The 18,787-nt window shown below is 32.4% G+C and carries 20 protein-coding genes and 1 pseudogene; 5 read left to right on the top strand and 16 right to left on the bottom strand.

Going from position 1 to position 18,787, the window contains the following annotated elements; genetic code table 11:
* Nucleotides 1–218 precede the first annotated feature (218 nt).
* The 8 genes from LIX58_RS07115 to LIX58_RS07080 form a co-directional block, all read right to left on the bottom strand.
* Nucleotides 219–932 carry a sirohydrochlorin chelatase gene (locus tag LIX58_RS07115; RefSeq protein WP_186805188.1) on the bottom strand — a complete coding sequence of 238 codons (714 nt, stop codon included), beginning with the start codon at nucleotides 930–932 and terminating at the stop codon, nucleotides 219–221.
* A 165-nt stretch (nucleotides 933–1,097) separates the two neighbouring features.
* Nucleotides 1,098–1,919: a formate/nitrite transporter family protein gene (locus LIX58_RS07110; RefSeq protein ID WP_226386213.1), complete on the bottom strand. Its 822-nt coding sequence runs from the start codon at nucleotides 1,917–1,919 to the stop codon at nucleotides 1,098–1,100.
* 141 nt (nucleotides 1,920–2,060) lie between these two features.
* Complete coding sequence (locus tag LIX58_RS07105) at nucleotides 2,061–2,243, bottom strand: hypothetical protein (RefSeq protein WP_154837158.1); 183 nt, start codon at nucleotides 2,241–2,243, stop codon at nucleotides 2,061–2,063.
* A 70-nt stretch (nucleotides 2,244–2,313) separates the two neighbouring features.
* Entirely contained in the window at nucleotides 2,314–2,781 is a 468-nt protein-coding gene (locus LIX58_RS07100; RefSeq protein WP_154837160.1) for an SRPBCC family protein, read from the bottom strand.
* A 133-nt stretch (nucleotides 2,782–2,914) separates the two neighbouring features.
* Nucleotides 2,915–3,430, bottom strand: coding sequence for a YceI family protein (locus LIX58_RS07095; protein ID WP_126565599.1), 516 nt, complete (start codon nucleotides 3,428–3,430; stop codon nucleotides 2,915–2,917).
* Nucleotides 3,431–3,552: 122 nt separating this feature from the next.
* A complete protein-coding gene (gene adcA, locus LIX58_RS07090) occupies nucleotides 3,553–5,112 on the bottom strand; it encodes a zinc ABC transporter substrate-binding lipoprotein AdcA (RefSeq protein WP_154837162.1) in 1,560 nt (519 codons plus the stop codon).
* Between the two features lie 139 nt (nucleotides 5,113–5,251).
* Nucleotides 5,252–5,848, bottom strand: a complete 597-nt coding sequence (locus LIX58_RS07085) for a thioredoxin domain-containing protein (RefSeq protein WP_126565597.1) — start codon at nucleotides 5,846–5,848, stop codon at nucleotides 5,252–5,254.
* Nucleotides 5,849–5,870: 22 nt separating this feature from the next.
* On the bottom strand, nucleotides 5,871–6,230 hold the full coding sequence (locus LIX58_RS07080; RefSeq protein ID WP_126565596.1) for a DUF4467 domain-containing protein: 360 nt from the start codon (nucleotides 6,228–6,230) through the stop codon (nucleotides 5,871–5,873).
* Nucleotides 6,231–6,493: 263 nt separating this feature from the next.
* On the opposite strand from LIX58_RS07080, the gene LIX58_RS07075 reads away from it, so the two are divergent.
* Nucleotides 6,494–7,741 carry an aminoacyltransferase gene (locus LIX58_RS07075; protein WP_226386212.1) on the top strand — a complete coding sequence of 416 codons (1,248 nt, stop codon included), beginning with the start codon at nucleotides 6,494–6,496 and terminating at the stop codon, nucleotides 7,739–7,741.
* A gap of 76 nt (nucleotides 7,742–7,817) precedes the next feature.
* Here LIX58_RS07075 and LIX58_RS07070 read toward each other — a convergent pair whose 3' ends face one another.
* The 4 genes from LIX58_RS07070 to LIX58_RS07055 all read right to left on the bottom strand — a co-directional run bounded on the left by LIX58_RS07070 (nucleotide 7,818) and on the right by LIX58_RS07055 (nucleotide 11,631).
* Complete coding sequence (locus LIX58_RS07070) at nucleotides 7,818–8,549, bottom strand: amino acid ABC transporter ATP-binding protein (protein ID WP_154837167.1); 732 nt, start codon at nucleotides 8,547–8,549, stop codon at nucleotides 7,818–7,820.
* Nucleotides 8,546–9,265 carry an amino acid ABC transporter permease gene (locus LIX58_RS07065; RefSeq protein WP_154837422.1) on the bottom strand — a complete coding sequence of 240 codons (720 nt, stop codon included), beginning with the start codon at nucleotides 9,263–9,265 and terminating at the stop codon, nucleotides 8,546–8,548. The genes LIX58_RS07070 and LIX58_RS07065 overlap by 4 nt, the downstream gene beginning before the upstream one ends.
* Nucleotides 9,246–10,046: a transporter substrate-binding domain-containing protein gene (locus tag LIX58_RS07060; RefSeq protein ID WP_126565592.1), complete on the bottom strand. Its 801-nt coding sequence runs from the start codon at nucleotides 10,044–10,046 to the stop codon at nucleotides 9,246–9,248. The genes LIX58_RS07065 and LIX58_RS07060 overlap by 20 nt, the downstream gene beginning before the upstream one ends.
* A gap of 139 nt (nucleotides 10,047–10,185) precedes the next feature.
* Complete coding sequence (locus LIX58_RS07055; protein ID WP_126565591.1) at nucleotides 10,186–11,631, bottom strand: MDR family MFS transporter; 1,446 nt, start codon at nucleotides 11,629–11,631, stop codon at nucleotides 10,186–10,188.
* Between the two features lie 163 nt (nucleotides 11,632–11,794).
* On the opposite strand from LIX58_RS07055, the gene LIX58_RS07050 reads away from it, so the two are divergent.
* A complete protein-coding gene (locus tag LIX58_RS07050; protein ID WP_103298466.1) occupies nucleotides 11,795–11,896 on the top strand; it encodes a putative metal homeostasis protein in 102 nt (33 codons plus the stop codon).
* 157 nt (nucleotides 11,897–12,053) lie between these two features.
* Here LIX58_RS07050 and LIX58_RS07045 read toward each other — a convergent pair.
* Nucleotides 12,054–12,740, bottom strand: a pseudogene (locus LIX58_RS07045) (2,3-diphosphoglycerate-dependent phosphoglycerate mutase).
* Between the two features lie 381 nt (nucleotides 12,741–13,121).
* On the opposite strand from LIX58_RS07045, the gene LIX58_RS07040 reads away from it, so the two are divergent.
* Complete coding sequence (locus LIX58_RS07040) at nucleotides 13,122–13,553, top strand: transglycosylase (protein ID WP_154837172.1); 432 nt, start codon at nucleotides 13,122–13,124, stop codon at nucleotides 13,551–13,553.
* Between the two features lie 50 nt (nucleotides 13,554–13,603).
* Here LIX58_RS07040 and LIX58_RS07035 read toward each other — a convergent pair whose 3' ends face one another.
* The 3 genes from LIX58_RS07035 to LIX58_RS07025 form a co-directional block, all read right to left on the bottom strand.
* The gene (locus tag LIX58_RS07035; protein WP_154837174.1) at nucleotides 13,604–14,473 is read right to left on the bottom strand and encodes a cation diffusion facilitator family transporter; all 870 of its coding nucleotides are present in this window, start codon (nucleotides 14,471–14,473) and stop codon (nucleotides 13,604–13,606) included.
* A gap of 199 nt (nucleotides 14,474–14,672) precedes the next feature.
* A complete protein-coding gene (locus tag LIX58_RS07030; RefSeq protein ID WP_154837176.1) occupies nucleotides 14,673–15,056 on the bottom strand; it encodes a GtrA family protein in 384 nt (127 codons plus the stop codon).
* An 11-nt stretch (nucleotides 15,057–15,067) separates the two neighbouring features.
* Nucleotides 15,068–16,555 (bottom strand): hypothetical protein, encoded by a 1,488-nt coding sequence (locus LIX58_RS07025; RefSeq protein WP_154837177.1) that lies wholly within the window; start codon nucleotides 16,553–16,555, stop codon nucleotides 15,068–15,070.
* 106 nt (nucleotides 16,556–16,661) lie between these two features.
* Between LIX58_RS07025 and LIX58_RS07020 the strand changes: the two genes are divergently transcribed.
* Both LIX58_RS07020 and LIX58_RS07015 read left to right on the top strand, forming a co-directional pair.
* The gene (locus LIX58_RS07020; protein WP_154837179.1) at nucleotides 16,662–17,816 is read left to right on the top strand and encodes a glycerate kinase; all 1,155 of its coding nucleotides are present in this window, start codon (nucleotides 16,662–16,664) and stop codon (nucleotides 17,814–17,816) included.
* Nucleotides 17,817–17,836: 20 nt separating this feature from the next.
* Nucleotides 17,837–18,613 (top strand): hypothetical protein, encoded by a 777-nt coding sequence (locus tag LIX58_RS07015; RefSeq protein ID WP_154837181.1) that lies wholly within the window; start codon nucleotides 17,837–17,839, stop codon nucleotides 18,611–18,613.
* Nucleotides 18,614–18,787 lie beyond the last annotated feature (174 nt).

Raw genomic sequence — 18,787 nt, 5'->3', positions numbered from 1 at the left:
ACCACTTAATATTTAGTCATTTATAATGATGAAAATTATAAATTTATTATTATTGCGAATTTGCAACTACTTTCTTCACTGCTATTTTATAACAATTTTAGTTAATTTTGTGATTTTTTTCACATATTTTTAAAAAATAGGGAATTCCCTAATACTTTATTTTTTGCTTGAAACATGAAAAAACTCCCCTACTTTTTCAGTAAGAGAGTCTTAAAAATTTATATATACAGTTGGTCTAAACGTTCACTAATAATAAGTTTAAGTATGTTATCGAAATTAATGGATGGTGTAATATGTAGTGTGCCTTCAATATCCATTTCTGAAATCAGGCGTTTTACTTTATTTACTAATCGTCCATCATATAAAAACATCGGCACGACAATGAGTTCATCATAGTCACGTGATAGTTGGTCGAGGTCATTTCTAAATGTGATATCCCCGTACAACGTACGACAATAAATTGGTGCTGTTTGTGTTAACTTTTCACTAAATTCTTTAAGTTCATCATGCGCTTTAGTATATGAGAAGCTACCATGCGCGATTAATACAATCGCGTAGTTAGTTGTACCATCAATATGTACGTCATTAATACGCTTTTCAACTAAATCCACCATGTAATCATGTGTTCCGAGAGGCTCACTTATTTCATAACGAATATGAGGATACGCTTGCTTAATACTTTCTAAAATATTTGGCACATCGACAATATAATGCATCGCTGAAAAAATTAATAAAGGAACTACTTTAAATTCTGTTTCTCCTTGATCAATCAATCGGCCAATAGTATTCTCGATACTTTTTTCTTCACTTTCAATATACGCCAATTCATAATTATATGTTTCATCACTTAATAGACGTTCTAGGAAGTCACCTAGTGCTTTATTTTGGTCTCCTTTGCGCATACCGTGTGCTACTAAAATATTTGCTACCAATCCCCTCATCCCTTTCTTTTTTGAAAATGAATCACTAAACCACAATATTTTAATGAATCATGTTAATGTTGATTAAAATGATATGTTTTTTAGAGAATTAAGTCAACCTATAAAAAAACGAGACAATTTTCAATATAGCTAAATTATCTCGTTAAATTTGTCTATTTATTTTGTATTAAAACTATCGCGTTTACCATTTAAATAAGCGTATACAAGACCTACAAAGATACCTCCACCGATGTAGTTACCGATAAATGCAAAGACGACATTTTTTAATACGTCTAACCATGATAATGCATCAATGTTATAGAACATCATTCCTGCATATAAACCGGCATTGAAAACAACGTGTTCATATCCCATAAATACAAAGACAATAACACCGACAGCAATAAAGAATGCTCTTGCAAGTCCCTCTTTAAATAACATTGAAACGTAAATGCCAATGTTTATAAAGAAGTTACAGAATATCGCTTTAACTAAAATGTTTAACCATGATGATTCTACTGTTTTAGCATGCACTGTTTTGCTTAAAGCTGCAATCATCTCTGGCGTCATGACGTGTGTACCTTTCATTAAGAAGAATAAAATGAATCCGCCAATAATATTTCCTAAGAAACAGAATAAGAAAATAATAATCATTTTATTCACTGTAATTGCTTTATAGTACCAGCCCACTGTCAAATACATAAAATTACTTGTAAGTAACTCTGAATTGGTTAGAACGATTAATACTAATGCTAAGCTAAATGAAATAGCACCTAACAAATTCACTAAACCCTCATTTGTCCCCGCAAATTGAGTTTTAACAGCTAACATAAATACGGTCACGATTGCCAATAAAAATCCTGACATCATTGCTTTTAACAAATATCTTCCAGGTGTTTTCTTAGCCATGACTTGTTTCATTTGAACTTGGTCTACTGCAGCTTCAACGATATGTCTTGTTGCATATGTATCCTCTACATGTTTGTGATTTTCCAACATTGATTACTTAACCCCCTACAATATATAATTGTATATTTTACAATTATATATAAATTATTTATAAAGAGATAGATAAAATTAAATTTTCTTATAAACAAAAAACGAGATGCAGTTTCAATTAAACTACATCTCGATAAATGTTTAGCGTGTGCGTTTGAATTTAGATAAATAATGTAAACCACTCGCAAAAATGCCATACCCTAATGCTGTTCTTAGAACATATTTAATCGCACCATTATTTAGGCATTTTGAATGAAATAATAATGTAGGAATTAATGTACTTACTGAAAATAATGCAAGTACTTTTAAATAGCGTTGTTTCATCGTATCATCCTCTTTTCCCCTACATTATAACTTAAAATTGCTTATAAAAATTGACATCCTAGTGACGTTTTTATGATTCCAACAATTTCTCTAATTGGTCAAGTGTCGAATTCATTCCCGCTTCAACACCCATGTTAATTGCTTGTTGCGCCGCTTCTTTTGTTGGAAATTCAGAAGTAGATGTCACAGTAGTACGATTGCCTTCGTCTTCGAAATCCATAAAGATATGCATACCAGGCAGGCGTGTATCTTTCTCACCTTGAGGTGTCGCAAAGAAATCAAAGTATTCGATGTGATATGGTTTGTTCACTTTTTTATATTCTGTAAGTGTGTGACTCGTATGTTCAGGCGTTTCGATTGCAAAAAATGCTTGCCCGCCAGTTACAGCATTAAACGTGAATACTTTCGTTGTCGCCCCTTGTGGATGAAACCATTGTTCAAATAATTCTTTCTTTGTGTAAGCATCAAATACTTGTTCAACTGGTGCATCAAATGTTCTTGAGAATATAATCTTGTTATCTTTTATTTTAATTGTCATTATTTACTTCCCTCATTTTCAAAAAGCTTTATTCTTACAAAATTTAACAATTTATCTCTATAAATATAACAAAAAAACAGATAAGGTAAACACCTCATCTGTTTAAATCTGCATAGATAGATTGTCAGAAATATTATTCTTCAATAGGAAATTCTAAATCAAATTCAACATCTAATGATTTGCCTAATAAGAAACCACCAGTCTCTAATTGTTGGTTGAAAGTGATACCGTATTGTTCACGGTCGATTTTACCAGTAATGACTAAACCAGCTGTGTTTTTACCGTTTAATGGATTTAAGCTAATACCTTTGAAGTCTAAGTCAAATGTTTCTTCTTGCGTATGGTCTTTCATAGTCAAGTTACCAGTTACTGAGTGGTCATCGACTTTAGTAATTTCAAATTTAATTTCTGGATATTGTTCAACATCTAAGAAATCCGCGCCTTTAAGATGGTTATCGCGATCTTCTACTTTAGTATCGATTGAGTTGGCTTGTACTGTAAAAGTCCCTTGTAATGAACTTAAGTCATTGAAATCGCCTGTAATGTCAGCATCAAAGTCATTAAAACGACCTTTAACATTTGATACTACTAAGTGTTGAATTGAAAAGTTAACCCCTGAATGCACTGGATCTAAATTAAAATTAGCCATGTTAGCATACCTCCAATAGTTAAATTATGAAACTACTAAATCATGTTTCATTTTTTGTATACTTATTATACTTAGTATAATAAATTAACTTCATGAAAAATACAAGTAAAATGAATTCTATTTTAGTGTTCTAACATTTCATGTTCAATTTCTTCTTTGTTTAAATGAGCTGGATAATATGTTGGCCAATGATTCATCTCTTTCAACAATTTATTGTTATCATTTCCCATGAAAATATGGAAATGTTCTGCTTTCTTAGGATAAATATTATGATCGCTAAATTGTACATAAGTAGGAAGCGCGTTATTTTTATCTTCGTTATCTACTAATTTAAAGATATATCTTACACCACGATTTCCTTTTTTATAATCTAAAATTTTGTAGCCAATATATTCGTATTCTCCAGTTTCTGTTTTCCCATTTTTAGTAAAACTAATGTGATTTCCTTCAATATTTATATTTGAAATATCTGTTTTATAACCATTTTCATAATACTTTTTATATTCTTGAGCAGATTTAGATGAGTCCTCTTCAGCTTTATGTTTCATTACCTCATCTAAATCACCATTTTTTAAATATGGATAAACTGATTGCCACTTACCCGCATAATCAGATAATTGACGGTCTTTCACTTGATTATCTTTGAAATAGCCTTCTGAAATGGCTTTATCATATTTATGTTCCGCTTTAGAATCCTTAAGTTTCATATTAGTATTTAAAGCTTTATCTAACGCTTTAATATTGTCATGCATTAGTTTTTGATAACTTATACTTTTATCTTTAAGTTGTTCTTTATTTAATGACTCCATATTATAGAATTTTAACGGTTCTGCATTAGTTTCTTTGCGAATCGTCTCTGTAACTTTATTTGCTACATTATCTTCATACAGTATGTATTTCACATTATTATCTTTAATTTCTTTTACTAATTTTATCAGTTCTTTTTGTGATGGATCTTCTGCATTCATATTTTGAATACCTTTTTGAACAAAGCCATAACGATTTGCAATATAGCCTAGTGATTCATGAGAAATAAATACGGCATTTCCTTGTTTATCTTTAGTAATTTCTTTCATTGATGCATCAATATTATTTAAATCACTCATTAATTTTTTATAATTTTTTTCATACTCAGCTTTATGTTGAGGGTCTTTTTTAATTAACTGCTCTTTGATTTCCTTAGCAAAGACTTCGTCCATTTTTGGATCTAACCAAACATGCGGATCATAGCCACCGTGATGGTGATGTTCATGCCCCTTTTCATGTTCATGCTCTTCGTCACCATGTTCATGTTGATCCGTTAATAATTTTGATTTATCTAATCCTTTTTGAAGATATAATTTCTTTTTATCTTCTTTGATTGTGCCAGCAATTTTCTTTGCCACTGGATCTAAATCATCACCAGTATATACAAACAAATCAGATTTATTTGCATTTAAAATGTCTTTTTGTGTAGGTTCATAATCATGTAAATCTGTACCAGCTGGATAAATTGAAGATACATTCACATGGTCCCCACCAATTTGTTGAATAAACGATTGTAATGGATAAACTGTTGTAGACACATTGATTTTTCCATCTTTACTACTACTTGTGTCTTTTGACTGATCTGACTTTCCACAAGCTACTAAGCTTAGGACTAAAATCGTAACTAATACAGTGATACTTATAATTTTTCTCATGTCGCTCCTCATAAATAGGAATGATTACGGTTTAAAAGTATAGACGTTATTTTCTCAAATAGCAAGTACATAATAAAAAAACAGAGTACATTAAATTCATTTTTGAATTTAATGCACTCTGTTTATAACAGTCATATAACTATAAATATTTTTTCCAGTTTTCTAATTTGTATGGATCGTCTACTTTTTTACCATTAATAAATACTGTTGGTACAGATTTGATGTGATTTTCTTTCGTTTGTTTTTTCTGCTCATCTGCTTTTTTCCATGCGTCGCTGTTTTTTGTTTTATATTCTTCTTTAATACGCGCTTTATCATTTTGTGCAATATCTAATTTATCTATTTCTTTATCTAAGAAGTCCTCAGTTAACCACTTTTTATCTTCATCTTGTTGTTGAGCATAAATGTTATGTTGAAAAGTTAAATATTCTTTAGGTGCAATTTTTTCTACTGCATTGCCAGCTCTTGAGCCTACTAAAGAATCTTGCGCTAAAAATCCAGCATTCACAAATTGATATTCCACTTTATTCGTATCAATATATTCTTTTTTAATGGTAGGCATCACTTTTTCTTCCACTTTTTTACAATACGGACATTTAAAATCTCCATATTCTACTATTAATATTTTGCCATTTTTAGTTTTAGGCGGTGTTTGTTCTTTCTTATTATTTGAGCATGCACCAATAACAAGAAGTAATACGATAAATGCACCACCCGCTAATAATATCTTTTTCATAGATGCTCCTTTAGTCATGATATTAATTCATATTTTCTTCTTTATAGTCTGGATCGTGACCATCAATATATTTTTTGGTATCAAAATCCTCTAAATATGTCGCCTTCTTACCATCAAATTGATATGTATAGTAATGCACTTCTTCATTGTTACTCAAAGGCTTATACGCTAATACTACGTACTTCCCTTTTTCAAATACGTAGATATTGGCGTCTTTTTTATCAAAGTGTTTGACCACATCGCCTTGGTCATTCTTTGCAAGTCGCTCTTGTTTCTGATCTTGTAACTTCACCGCTTTATCTATTTTATCAGTGTATTTATCATTGCCACACCCTACTAATAGCAGTGCACATACACTTATCGTTACAATTAATTTCTTCAATTAAATTCACTCCTACAACTCAGTTCGGTATATTATCAACTTCCAATAATACTATTACTGCAAATTCTATCATACAACGCTTTTGACGTGAGCGCTAGATGATTAAAAATCAATTTTTTATAATTTTTCAAGTTATTATTTTAAAAAAATAATTCAATATACTACTAAAGTATGACTAAATATAATAATAAATTATGTGTAATAATACGGTTATTTTGATAGAATAGATTAGAACTCTTAAAAAGACAGAGGAGTAGATATGTATGAAATTCGTTAATTTAACACCTGAAGAATTTGGAAAATTTACATCAGAAAATTTTTCACATTACACTCAATCACGTATTCATTATGACAATAGAAGTGAAATGAAACATGATGTCCATATTGTAGGTGTCAAAGATGAGGAAGGCAACGTTATTGCTGGAACTTTAATGACTGAAGCCCGTGCTTTAAAAATCTATAAATATTTCTATACTCACCGCGGTCCAGTAATGGATTATAGTGATATTAAATTAGTTCATTTTTTCTTTAAATCATTAACAGACTATTTAAAAAAACAAAATTGCTTATTCGTCTTAGTTGATCCTTATATTTTAGAAAATTTAAGAAATGCAGACGGCGAAATTTTAGAAAGCTATGATAATCGTGCCGTTATTAAAACGTTAGAAGATTTAGGCTATAAACATCAAGGTTGGTCCGTAGGTTATAGTACAATGAGTCAAATCCGTTGGCTATCTGTTCTTGACCTTAAAGATAAATCTGAAGATCAATTATTAAAAGAAATGGATTATCAAACACGCCGTAATATTAAAAAGACATATGAAATGGGCGTTAAAGTTAGAACATTACCTATGGAAGAAACAGATACATTCTTTGAATTGTTCCAAATGGCAGAAGAAAAGCACGGTTTCAAATTTAGAGATAAACCTTATTTCTATGAAATGCAAAAGACTTACCAAGACCATGCAATTTTAAAACTTGCTTATATCGATTTAAAAGACTATTTATCTACTCTTCAACAAAAACATGATGATTTAACAAAACAATTGGCTGATGTCGATGAAGCATTAAAAGAAAGTCCTAATTCTAAGAAGAATAAAAATAAGAAAACACAAGTTGAGCAACAATTAAATAGTAATGAACGTAAGCTCAATGAAACAAAAGAAAAAATTGCTGCAGAAGGCGAAATATTAAATCTGGCAGCTGCACTTTATATTTATAACGATCACGAAGTTTATTACTTATCAAGTGGCTCTAACCCTAAATACAATGCATATATGGGTGCTTACCGTTTACAATGGGAAATGATTAAATTCGCTAAAGAACATAATATTGATCGCTATAACTTCTACGGTATCACAGGAGACTTCAATGAAGATGCCGAGGACTATGGTGTACAACAATTTAAAAAAGGCTTCAATGCTAATGTATATGAATACATTGGAGACTTTATTAAACCAATTAAACCATTCGCTTATCGCGCTCAAAAATTATTAGAACGCAGAAGATAATTTCATTTTAAATAGATTCAATAAAAAACCACGTTATAGAGAATTTTCACTTCTCTATAACGTGGTTATATTTTTACTATTCTTCATTAATTACATTTAAGAATCTGCGAAGTTCTTCTGTTTTAGGATGATTAAACACCTCATCTGGAGAACCTTGTTCACCAATTCTACCTTCATGAATGAAGACGATTTTATTTGAAACTTCTCTCGCAAAGCGCATTTCATGTGTCACAATAACCATGGTCATGCCTTCTTCTGCTAATTCTTTAATTACTCTCAATACGTCATTGACCAATTCAGGATCTAATGCAGATGTTGGTTCATCAAACAACATGACCTTGGGATTCATAGCTAGTGCTCTTGCAATCGCCACACGTTGTTGTTGACCACCTGATAAAGCATGAGGACGTTGATCTTTAACGCTTGTTAATCCAACTTTTTCTAATAAACTCATCGCTCTCTCTTTAGCATCCGCTTTATTCATTTTCTTAACAGTTACTAAACCTTCCATCACATTCTCTAATACTGATTTATGCGGGAAGAGATTGTAACTTTGGAAAACCATACCTGATTGTTTACGAACATTAATTTGAGACTTCTTGTTGTCAGCTGTATAGCTTTCTCCGTTAACTGTTACATTACCTTCAGTTGGAATCTCTAAGGCATTAATCATACGTAGTAACGTTGTTTTACCAGAACCTGATCGGCCAATAAGCGTCACAACTTCCCCTTTACCAACGTTTAAATCAATGCCTTTAATGACTTCTTTATCATTGAATGATTTATGGATATCACTTAATTCAATCATGAGCTATACCCTCTTTCAATATATGATTCATAGAAGCTTTGAATCACTGAAATAATGAAACATACTACCCAATACATTACTGCTACTAGAATATAAATTGTGAAATATTCATATGTTGTAGAAGCAACTTCTTGAGCTTTACGGAACATTTCAGCTACTAAGATAAATCCTAAAAGAGATGTATCTTTAATTAATCCTAAGAACGTATTACCTAAAGCTGGAATCGATACACGAATTGCTTGAGGTAAAATAATACGTTGAATAGTTTGACGATAATTCATACCAATAGAATACGCCGCTTCCGTTTGTCCTTTAGGAATAGACATAATACCGCCACGGATAATTTCAGATGCATACGCACCTACGTTAAGAGATAAACCAATGATAGCTGATAATACAGAAGATAATGTCCATTGTTCATCAGCGTTACCTGTAAGTAATCGACCTAATTCAGGTATACCATAGAAGATGATAAACAATTGTACAATCATTGGTGTACCACGGATGATTGAAACATAGACACGTGAAATTCCTCTTAATATCTTACTATTTGAAATACGCATTAACGCTGTAAATAAAGCAATGATTAAACCTAAGATAAACGTAACGATAGTAATTGGAATAGAATATTTTACTAATCCTTCCAACATCGGTCCAAATGCTTGCCCTGCTGCATCAAGTGCGTGTTGTTGTTGACTATTTAGGCTCAGAAACATTTTCACCGAACCATTTCTTACCGATTTCTTCTAATTTACCGTTTTCTTTAAGTTTATCAAGGCCTTTATTAAAGTCAGAAACTACTTTGTCATCTACGCTTTTATTAAATGTAAATGCTGATTTACTTTGTTCTGCGTCACCTTTAATTGCTTTGATTTTAGCATTAGGTTTTTGTTTTTTATAATCTAAGTAAGATAAGCTATCGTTAAATGTACCGTCAACACGGTTAGATAATAATAAGTCCATTGCTTGGTTGAAGCCATCAACTTTAGTGATATTAGCACCTTTATCTTTAGCTAATTTACCGTAGTTAGATGTGAATGTTTGTGCTAATTTTTTACTTCTAACATCATTAAATGATTTAATATTTTTTTCATTTTCACGTACTACTAATACTGCACTTGAATAAGTGTAAGGTTTAGAGAATTTGTATTTTTCTTCTCTTTCTTTGTTAATACCAACTTGGTTAGCAATAACGTCGAAACGTTTAGCGTCTAAACCAGCAAACATTGAATCCCATGATGTTTCATTGAATTTAAGTTTGTAACCTTCTTCTTTAGCTACTGCTTTGATGACATCAATATCATAACCAGTTAATTCGTCTTTTTTGTTGTGGAACGTGAATGGTGCATATGTACCTTCAGTACCTACTCTTAAAGTTTTTTTGTCGCTACTGCTGTCACTAGATTTTGAATCACTGTTTTTATCAGATGACCCACTATTACCACAAGCAGCTAACACGAAGATAAGTGCTAAAGCTACAAATAAAAGTCTTTTCATTTCTATATTTCCTCCATATTCCTATTAAATTAGTCAGAATAAATTAATTCTAATCTCAACGGTAGGAATAGTCAATAATAATTTGCGTCATATCAAGTGTTCAGAATGTTTGGATATTATCAACTATCACTCAACACGCTTAATGATTTTGCGCCTCAGCTTTGACTTTCTTTTTACTTTTAATGAGAAAAGTTAACAACAAACTGATAACGGTAATACCTACTGCGAATAAGAAACCAGCATGATAACCATGCAACGTTGCATCAAGTTGTATTTGATGCATCATGTCTTGCTTATTCATCCCTTGATAGTCACTCATCGTTGGCTTAAAACTTTTACTAGCTGAACTTAGAATAGTAATTAAGCCCGCAGTACCAATGGAACCAGAAATTTGTTGAAGCGTATTTGTCATCGAAGAACCATGAGCATTTAATTCCGGTGTCAATTGATTCATAGTATGGGTCATGACTGGCATTAATCCTAAAGCAATACCAATCATACGAACCGCATAAATCGTTGCGAGCATGATGGTCGAAGTATGTTCATCCATAAAGACAAAGTAAGATGTCGTGACAATAACAATTAACATACCGATAATAGCTAATATTTTAGCGCCGAAGGTTTCATATAACCATCCAGATATCATCGACATTATGGCCATAACAATCGCACCTGGAAGTAATATTAATCCTGAATCTACAGGTGTGCGATTTAAGACGTTTTGCACAAACATGGGTAACACTGTTTCAGAGCCAATCATTGAAATCATAGTCGCTGCCATGATTGATAAACCGACCGCAAATTCCTTATTTTTAAACACTTTAAAGCTAAGCAAAGGTGTTTCAAGACGTTGTTGTCTCCAAATAAATAATCCTACTAAGATGATGCCACCTATAACCGTTAATAGAACAATCGGATTATTCCAGCCATCATGTGAAATTGAACTTACACCATATAGTAATCCGCCAAATCCTAGAATAGATAAGATAATTGAAATGATATCAATTGGTGCTTTAACGTTTGTGCCCACATTTTTAACAATTTTCAGAGCAAGAATAAATGTAATTGCTGAAATTGGAGCTACGACATGGAATAGTGATCTCCAGTTAAAATATTCAACTAAATAACCAGATAATGTTGGTCCTATAGCTGGCGCTAGACCGATAACCAAACCAAAGAAGCCCATATATTTACCACGTTCATGTGGTTCAAAAATATCAAGTATCGTGGTCATCATCAGTGGCATCATGATACCTGAGCCTAACGCTTGGATGACGCGCGCAATTAATAAGATTGTAAAGTTCGGGCTAAAACCGCCTAATAACGTTCCTATTAAGAAGATCACGATGCCTGTTAAGAACACTTGTCTCGTCGTATAACGTTGAATAATGAACGCCGATAACGGGACAACTACCCCATTAGTTAATAGAAAAGCCGTCGTGAGCCATTGCACTTGCGAATATTCTATCTTAAAATCTTTCATAATTCGTGGCAACGCAGTCGTTAGTAAAGTTTCATTTAATAATCCAAAGAAACCGCCTAACAACATTGTATAAATCATTGCCAATTTTCTTTTATGCGACATTGTTTTCCTCCATTCTCAAGAAGCTAAGTGTCAGATACTGTTGCTTATTATACAGATTTAGGTTTAATTTTCACATCAATAGTTGTAAATTTTCTAAATCGTAATTATTACTATTTACAAAGAACGTAATTTCCTTTATTCTTTTAGAAAAGGAGGCCCAAATATGAAACAAGATTTACAGACGGCACGCCGCAATTTAAACAGTCCCAACATTAAAACGCGTAAACGTGCTTTAAAAATAATTAAGCAACATAAACGTAAATAAGTGACTTTTCATACAGTCATTTAAAAATCACTTTATTGTAGTTCATAAAACTTAATTGCAAACTACACGCATTTTTAACATTTAACTCCTAAAAAAAGAGTGGATTGGAAATCTTTCTAATTATAAAGAATTCCAATCCACTCTTTTCAATAGAAAATTATAAATAATAATGATCTGTAACGTTTAATTGTTCATCTAATTCATAAATTAATGGTGCACCTGTTTTAATTTCATAGCCGACAATATCTTCATCAGAAATATTATCTAAATATTTGATAAGCGCACGAATTGAATTACCGTGTGCGGCAACTAACACAGTTTCTCCATCTAATAAATGTTGTGAGATTCTATCAGTCCAAATCGGTACAACACGTTCAAGCGTCGTTTTTAAATTTTCAGAATATGGCATCATGCGGTGGTCTAAATGACGATAACGGCGGTCTTGTAAATATGATTCGCGTTGTTCTTCAGTTTCCGCTGGAGGTTTCACGTCATATGAACGACGTCATTGATGTACTTGTTCTTCACCAAATTCTTTACGCGCTTCGTCTTTATTTAAACCTTGTAATTTACCATAGTGTCGCTCATTCAAACGCCAACTTTTATGAACCGGAATCCATTGTTGGTCAGATTCAGCTAATAAATAATGCGTTGTTTCTAAGGCTCTTGTTAATAATGATGTATACGCCACATCAATTTCGATACCGCTCTCTTTTAATTTACGGCCAGATTTAATCGCTTCCTCTCGACCTTGATCAGATAATTGAACATCTTCCCAACCTGTAAATAAGTTTTTAGCATTCCATTCACTTTGTCCGTGACGGCATAAGATTAATTTTGGCATATAAAACACCTTCCTGTACTGGCTTCGTTATACTCTTTTGAAAAGTAAAACGAGGCTTGAAAATTTCTTCTTTGTGCTAAGTATCTGAGTGCCTCTTTCTCTAATAATTACATTATAAAACTATTTCAATATTTTTCATAATCTTAGCTTTTTATCATCACTTTGGCATATATGTCTTAAAACTGACATGTTTGTTACTTGGCTTACATCTCTGATAATTACTTTTGATATGGCAGTAACCTATGACATGTCTAAAGGTGTTAAAGTATAGTCACCGTAATCGACAGCAAGATAAATTGGGATACCGAGAAATGAGGCTGAGACATTTTATTTTGTCTCTCCTCCTCTTAACATTAACCGATTAACAAAGGAGTTTTTATTATGAAAAAAACAATATTTGCATTAATGACTATGGTCTCGTTAGGTGGGGCCGGTATAGAATCTGGACAAGCACATGCGAGTGAACTTACATCAACTCAATCACAACAACAAAATTATGAATATAATCAATCATCTTCGTCATCGGCTTCAACATCAAGTGTCAATACATCAAGCGAAAGTACGCAATCTGTTTATGAACAATTTATTGCAGCGGGGGGAACAGAAGCGCTTTGGGAAAGCATTGTTCTACCCGAATCTGGTGGTAATCCAAATGCTTCAAATGGCCAATATCATGGCTTAGGTCAAACGAACCAATCTTGGGGATACGGTTCAGTTGAAACACAAACTAAAGGCATGATTCAATACGCCAAAGAACGTTATGGTTCAATTGAAGCAACGATTAGCTTCAGACAAGCCAATGGTTGGTGGTAAAGATAAAAGGTTCACTGTTAAGCTCTCTGCTCAATAGTGAACCTTTTTATTTAATCTAATGTATCCGGTTCTGGATGAACATATACTGAAGAAATACCTACGCTATGTAAATGGGTCTCCACTCTATCGCAGATTTCATGCGCTTCTTGTAATGATAAATGTGCGTCTACCACTATTGTGACATCTAAAAAGATACTACTGCCATGATAACGGCCTTTTACATTTTTTACATCTTTCACATCTTTGACTTCTAATACCTCATTACGATAATCTTCTAAATCCTTTTCATTAAAACCATCGCTTAAAGCAAAGATAGACTCTTTGAAAATACCGAAACCAGTATAAATAATGAGTAAGCCTAATAGTGTGGCTAAAATAACATCGACAATAGATAATCCAAATTGAGTAAATACTAATCCAATTGCTGTCCCAATACTTACTAACCCATCAGACATATTGTCTTTTGCTGCTGAATCTAAAGAACTACTTTTTGTTTTTTTAGCTAAGCGATGGTTAATTGCATAAACACCAAGCATTATGATACCACTGATTAAGCTGATAACAATCGTAATGGCATTAGGTGTGTTATGTTCATGTGTAAATATGCGAGGGGCATTTTCAATTACAACTTGTATCCCTACAAACATAATAATAAATGATACTAATAATGTTGAAATATTCTCAGATTTCAAATGGCCATAAGGATGGTTCTTATCAGCCGGCTTGATAGAAATCTTAAGTCCTACAATCACCGCAATTGATACTATAATATCGGTCATATTATTTAAAGCGTCTGCCCTTACTGCTGCTGAATCGTATACAAAACCGGTAATATATTTAGAAATGGATAGAATAATATATACAACTAAACTTAGATACGCGCCTCTTTGAGCTAACTTTAGATTTTCACTTTGAGACATCTTTTACCCACCTTAAAAGCGTTAATATCAATAGTATGAGCCATGAATTTTTGAATTACAACGTTTTTTTATTTCTATAATTTTTGTATAAATATGCTAATTTATTTTTTAGCTAAGCCTAATTATTCAATTAACCACCGCTAAAAAACGCCCTCTAATGAATCTGTGTTTAGATCATTAAAAGGCGCATGAGTACAATTTATTTATCACGCAATAACCATTTTGATAATATAAATGCAATTGGTATGGTAACAATTAATCCTACAAACGGTGCGATTTCAGATGGAAAATTAAACCATCTTACAAAAACATATAAGAATAATGTTTGCATTCCCATATTCACAACTTGTGTTAAAGGGAAACTTAAAAACTTTTTCAAAGTTGGTTTTACATTATAAACAAAATAACAATTTAAATAGTAAGAAATAATAAAACTCACTACAAAACCTATAATATGACTCAGCATATAATGTACATTAAATAACTTTAATAATATTAAGTACACGAGATAATAATCAAGCGTATTAATCCCACCGACTATCACAAATTTTATAATTTCATAGTGCGTTTTTGTTAACTTCATAATAATTCTCCTTAGTCGTTTGTTTCTATAATTTCAAACGGCATTACTTTTATTTTTTTATTATTAGGAATGTGATGATATTCTTTGAAGTTGTCTTTATCAATTTCACTGGTTGGCGTCATACCACTAAAGTATGTTTCAAATGGTAAATGATGGATGACCAGTTCATTTTTATGCTTACCTATTTGTGTATGTATAGACTCTAATCGTTTATCATTTTCAATATAAAGCGTCGTACAAACAATCATATAAACTACCATTAATAATATATTTAATAATTTAAGTATGTTGAAAATAGTTGTGGTTAGTCTACCTAGTGTAGTTAGAAGAATAACGGCAAGTAGACACCATAAAGTATATATCATAAAGAAATATTGTGGCACTACTTTTCCAATTAAAAATACAGGAATCGCATTAAGAATAATTGAAATGCCTATACCTCCTATAACAACGCGCATATAATGATTTTTAACTATATGGAAACTCGCTATAAACACACTAATATAGAATATAAGGCAGATGATAATATTGACGAAGCCATAGCTATATAAGATAGCCAATTGTTTCAAGTTGAAAGGGTCATAAATCAATATTTTGTATATAGGTAATGCGCTAATCCCAAATATTAACACTAACCGTTTATATTTAGTCCACTCTTTGAAAGCGACATTATTTATCAATAATATAATTAAAACAATAGCAATTACACTTATTAAAAAGATATGATTGAAAAATATGTATTGAGGTAACTGTTCAAATAATGTCAGTTTTATTTTATGAAAGAATCCTAATTCATCTATCTGAGCGCGTAAATTCTCGATATTGATAAAGTAATGAATGTAGGTTTCATTACATAACATGATCAATGTACCACACAACGTTAACATAAAGCCTATTAATAGGTTATAGTTGAGCTTCCGCTTCCAAATGAAGTAAATGAATATTGCGCTCAACAATATCATGACATTATAGAAAGTGAGTGTTTCCGCAAACCATTGACCTATGACACAGGCTATCCAAAATAAACAGACATTCCCAAAGTTGAACTCATTTTCAACAATAAAAGTTGAAATTGCAAAATGTAAAATATAGAGTGCGATGCAAGTCCCAAATACATAACTATAAAATAATTCAAAATTGCCATAGCTTTGCGCAAAAATTGAATCGGGTATAATAAATATGAAGAGAATGATTAAAATGAATGTATTAGTTGAAAATGTATATGTCACGAATTTAAGCAACATTAGGACAAAAAGTATAGAAATGATGCCATATGAGACAACGCGCAATGTTACAGATTGTGTGATAGCAAATGCCAAGACATTACTTATATAATCACCATCAATATATTTAAAATGAGTAATCATAGCTTGCATCCCTTGATGACTGCCCCAAAACCAATCCAAACTATGTAGAGGCATCATCAATGCGATGTAACAGTAGAAGATTAATAAACCTATTAACCAGATGTATAATTCGTGTTGTTTTAATCTAAACATTTCTCTCTCCTTCTTATAACTTAGGAAGACTTATCTAATAAATTTTAATTTTAAATATTACTATATACCATTTTTATAAATTAACCATTATTTAAAGGGTGAGGATATGCCAATCAGTAAAATTGTAATTGCAACTGATTCATTTAAAGAAAGCATGTCAGCTAAAGAAGCTGGTTTAGCCATTCAATGTGGCTTTCAAAAAATATTTAATAAAACAATCAACTATGACATTATTCCTATGGCAGATGGTGGTGAAGGCACCACTGACGCATTAAGGGAAGCATTAAACGCTGAAACATATAAAGTTAAAGTTCATGACCCCCTACATCGGGAGATTGAAGCAAGTTACGCCCGCTCACAAGATAATAATGTAGCAATCATAGAAATGGCAGCCGCTTCTGGTTTAGATTTACTTAAACCTCATGAACGTAATCCATTAAAGACGTCGACCTTTGGTGTAGGAGAACTGATTAAAGATGCGATTGATCATGGCGTTTCAAAGATTATTTTAGGAATTGGTGGAAGTGCGACGAATGACGGTGGCAGTGGTATGCTTGCCGCCCTCGGTGTTCAATTTTTAGATGAAAATGAGGAAACATTACCTTTAGGTGGCGGTTATCTTTCACAACTAGCACATATTGATATCTCTCAATTTGATTCACGCCTAAATCATATACAGTTTGAAGTCGCTTGTGATGTGACTAATCCTTTATTAGGTGATAATGGCGCAACCGCTGTTTATGGTCCTCAAAAAGGTGCGACAGATAAGATGATACCAAAGTTGGATTCCGCCCTAACTACCTATCATGATATGATTGAAAGAGATATTGATAAAAATGTTAAAGATGTACCTGGTGCCGGCGCGGCTGGTGGTTTAGGTGCAGGTATTCTAGCATTTTTCTCAAATGCTTCCCTATCTAAAGGAATCGATATCGTTCTCAAGGAAACTCAATTTTCAAAGAGAGTAAAAGATGCAGGTTTAGTCATCACTGGAGAAGGCAAAATGGATGCACAAACCATTTATGGCAAGACGCCTATTGGTGTAGCACAAGCAGCAAAACAGTATGATATACCTGTCGTAGCGATTTGTGGTAGCTTAGGAGATGGCTATGAAGCAGTTTATGAGCATGGGATTGACAGTGCCTTTAGCATCATCGAACAACCTATGGAGATAGATGATTTATTAACTAATGGGAAACACAATATTCAACGTACCGCGGAAAATGTGGCACGATTACTCCAACAAATAATGAAAAAATAAATATTAATGAGGTGACCAACATGAAACGTACAGATAAATATAAAGAATCTTATAAATACGATGACCAATATCGTCAACCTTCTAAACACAATAAGGATGCACGTTACCGCCAAGAACGTAGACAAAATGATGACAGCTATCGCCAGCAAAATGGTCAACGTCGTCCCGAGTCAGAAGATCCAAGATATCGTGACGACTATGCGTCACGCGATGAATACCGTCGTGATGACTTCTATGATGACCGCGGCGATCGTTATTATAATGAACGTGATTTCCGTCGTGAACAACAATTAGAAGAAGAAAACGAAAAAAATCGAAAATCTAAAAAATGGTTAATTGCGATTATAGCGATTCTATTAGTGATTATTGCTATCTTTGCTACGAAAGCAATTGTTAATCATATGAGTGGCGAAGATGAAAAAGTTAGCAATGACCCTAATAAAGTTTCTAAAAACTATGAAAACCAAGTCAACGATCAAAAAGATATCATTCAAAGCCAAGTGGAAAAAGCTAAAAATGATATCAAAGACAAAATTGATAGCGATTCACGTATTTCACAAATTCAAGATGAGATTAACAAACTGAAGAATAATGAAGAAAATAATAATGATTCTAAATTGACTCAGTTTTATCAAGAGCAAGTTAATAAATTAAAAGAAGCTAACAATGCGCAACAAAACAATGAAAATCAAGGTAAAGTTGATAGCTTATTAAATGATGTGAATACGAAAGTAGACGACATTAAAAATAAATTAGATAGTCTAATTAATGGCGCTAAAGATGCAACCAATCAATAGTAATTTGTTAGACTAAAACCGCATTTCATCTTAACAGGGTACTAATTTTTGCATTCAAATCTACTATGATGTTAGAATACAAGTAACAAATATGATGCTAAGCATGACAAACACCGAGCCCGATAACTACTGCGAATAGTTATCGGGCTCTTTTGTTGTATTGACTATGTCGCC

The sequence above is a fragment of the Staphylococcus sp. Marseille-Q1834 genome (assembly GCF_916858875.1).
Classification (GTDB): Bacteria; Bacillota; Bacilli; order Staphylococcales; family Staphylococcaceae; genus Staphylococcus; species Staphylococcus pragensis.
The sequence above is the reverse complement of the archived record's forward strand: the minus strand, read 5'-3'. Positions and strand labels throughout refer to the sequence as shown.

Coding starts and splice junctions, on each gene's coding strand:
- adcA (WP_154837162.1), bottom strand. CDS start 5,112: ATGAGAAAAATTATAAGTATCACTGTATTAGTTACGATTTTAGTCCTA.
- LIX58_RS07105 (WP_154837158.1), bottom strand. CDS start 2,243: ATGAAACAACGCTATTTAAAAGTACTTGCATTATTTTCAGTAAGTACA.
- LIX58_RS07055 (WP_126565591.1), bottom strand. CDS start 11,631: ATGTCGCATAAAAGAAAATTGGCAATGATTTATACAATGTTGTTAGGC.
- LIX58_RS07015 (WP_154837181.1), top strand. CDS start 17,837: ATGAAACGTACAGATAAATATAAAGAATCTTATAAATACGATGACCAA.
- LIX58_RS07040 (WP_154837172.1), top strand. CDS start 13,122: ATGAAAAAAACAATATTTGCATTAATGACTATGGTCTCGTTAGGTGGG.
- LIX58_RS07030 (WP_154837176.1), bottom strand. CDS start 15,056: ATGAAGTTAACAAAAACGCACTATGAAATTATAAAATTTGTGATAGTC.
- LIX58_RS07075 (WP_226386212.1), top strand. CDS start 6,494: ATGAAATTCGTTAATTTAACACCTGAAGAATTTGGAAAATTTACATCA.
- LIX58_RS07110 (WP_226386213.1), bottom strand. CDS start 1,919: ATGTTGGAAAATCACAAACATGTAGAGGATACATATGCAACAAGACAT.
- LIX58_RS07085 (WP_126565597.1), bottom strand. CDS start 5,848: ATGAAAAAGATATTATTAGCGGGTGGTGCATTTATCGTATTACTTCTT.
- LIX58_RS07050 (WP_103298466.1), top strand. CDS start 11,795: ATGAAACAAGATTTACAGACGGCACGCCGCAATTTAAACAGTCCCAAC.
- LIX58_RS07020 (WP_154837179.1), top strand. CDS start 16,662: ATGCCAATCAGTAAAATTGTAATTGCAACTGATTCATTTAAAGAAAGC.
- LIX58_RS07095 (WP_126565599.1), bottom strand. CDS start 3,430: ATGGCTAATTTTAATTTAGATCCAGTGCATTCAGGGGTTAACTTTTCA.
- LIX58_RS07025 (WP_154837177.1), bottom strand. CDS start 16,555: ATGTTTAGATTAAAACAACACGAATTATACATCTGGTTAATAGGTTTA.
- LIX58_RS07060 (WP_126565592.1), bottom strand. CDS start 10,046: ATGAAAAGACTTTTATTTGTAGCTTTAGCACTTATCTTCGTGTTAGCT.
- LIX58_RS07100 (WP_154837160.1), bottom strand. CDS start 2,781: ATGACAATTAAAATAAAAGATAACAAGATTATATTCTCAAGAACATTT.
- LIX58_RS07065 (WP_154837422.1), bottom strand. CDS start 9,265: ATGTTTCTGAGCCTAAATAGTCAACAACAACACGCACTTGATGCAGCA.
- LIX58_RS07035 (WP_154837174.1), bottom strand. CDS start 14,473: ATGTCTCAAAGTGAAAATCTAAAGTTAGCTCAAAGAGGCGCGTATCTA.
- LIX58_RS07070 (WP_154837167.1), bottom strand. CDS start 8,549: ATGATTGAATTAAGTGATATCCATAAATCATTCAATGATAAAGAAGTC.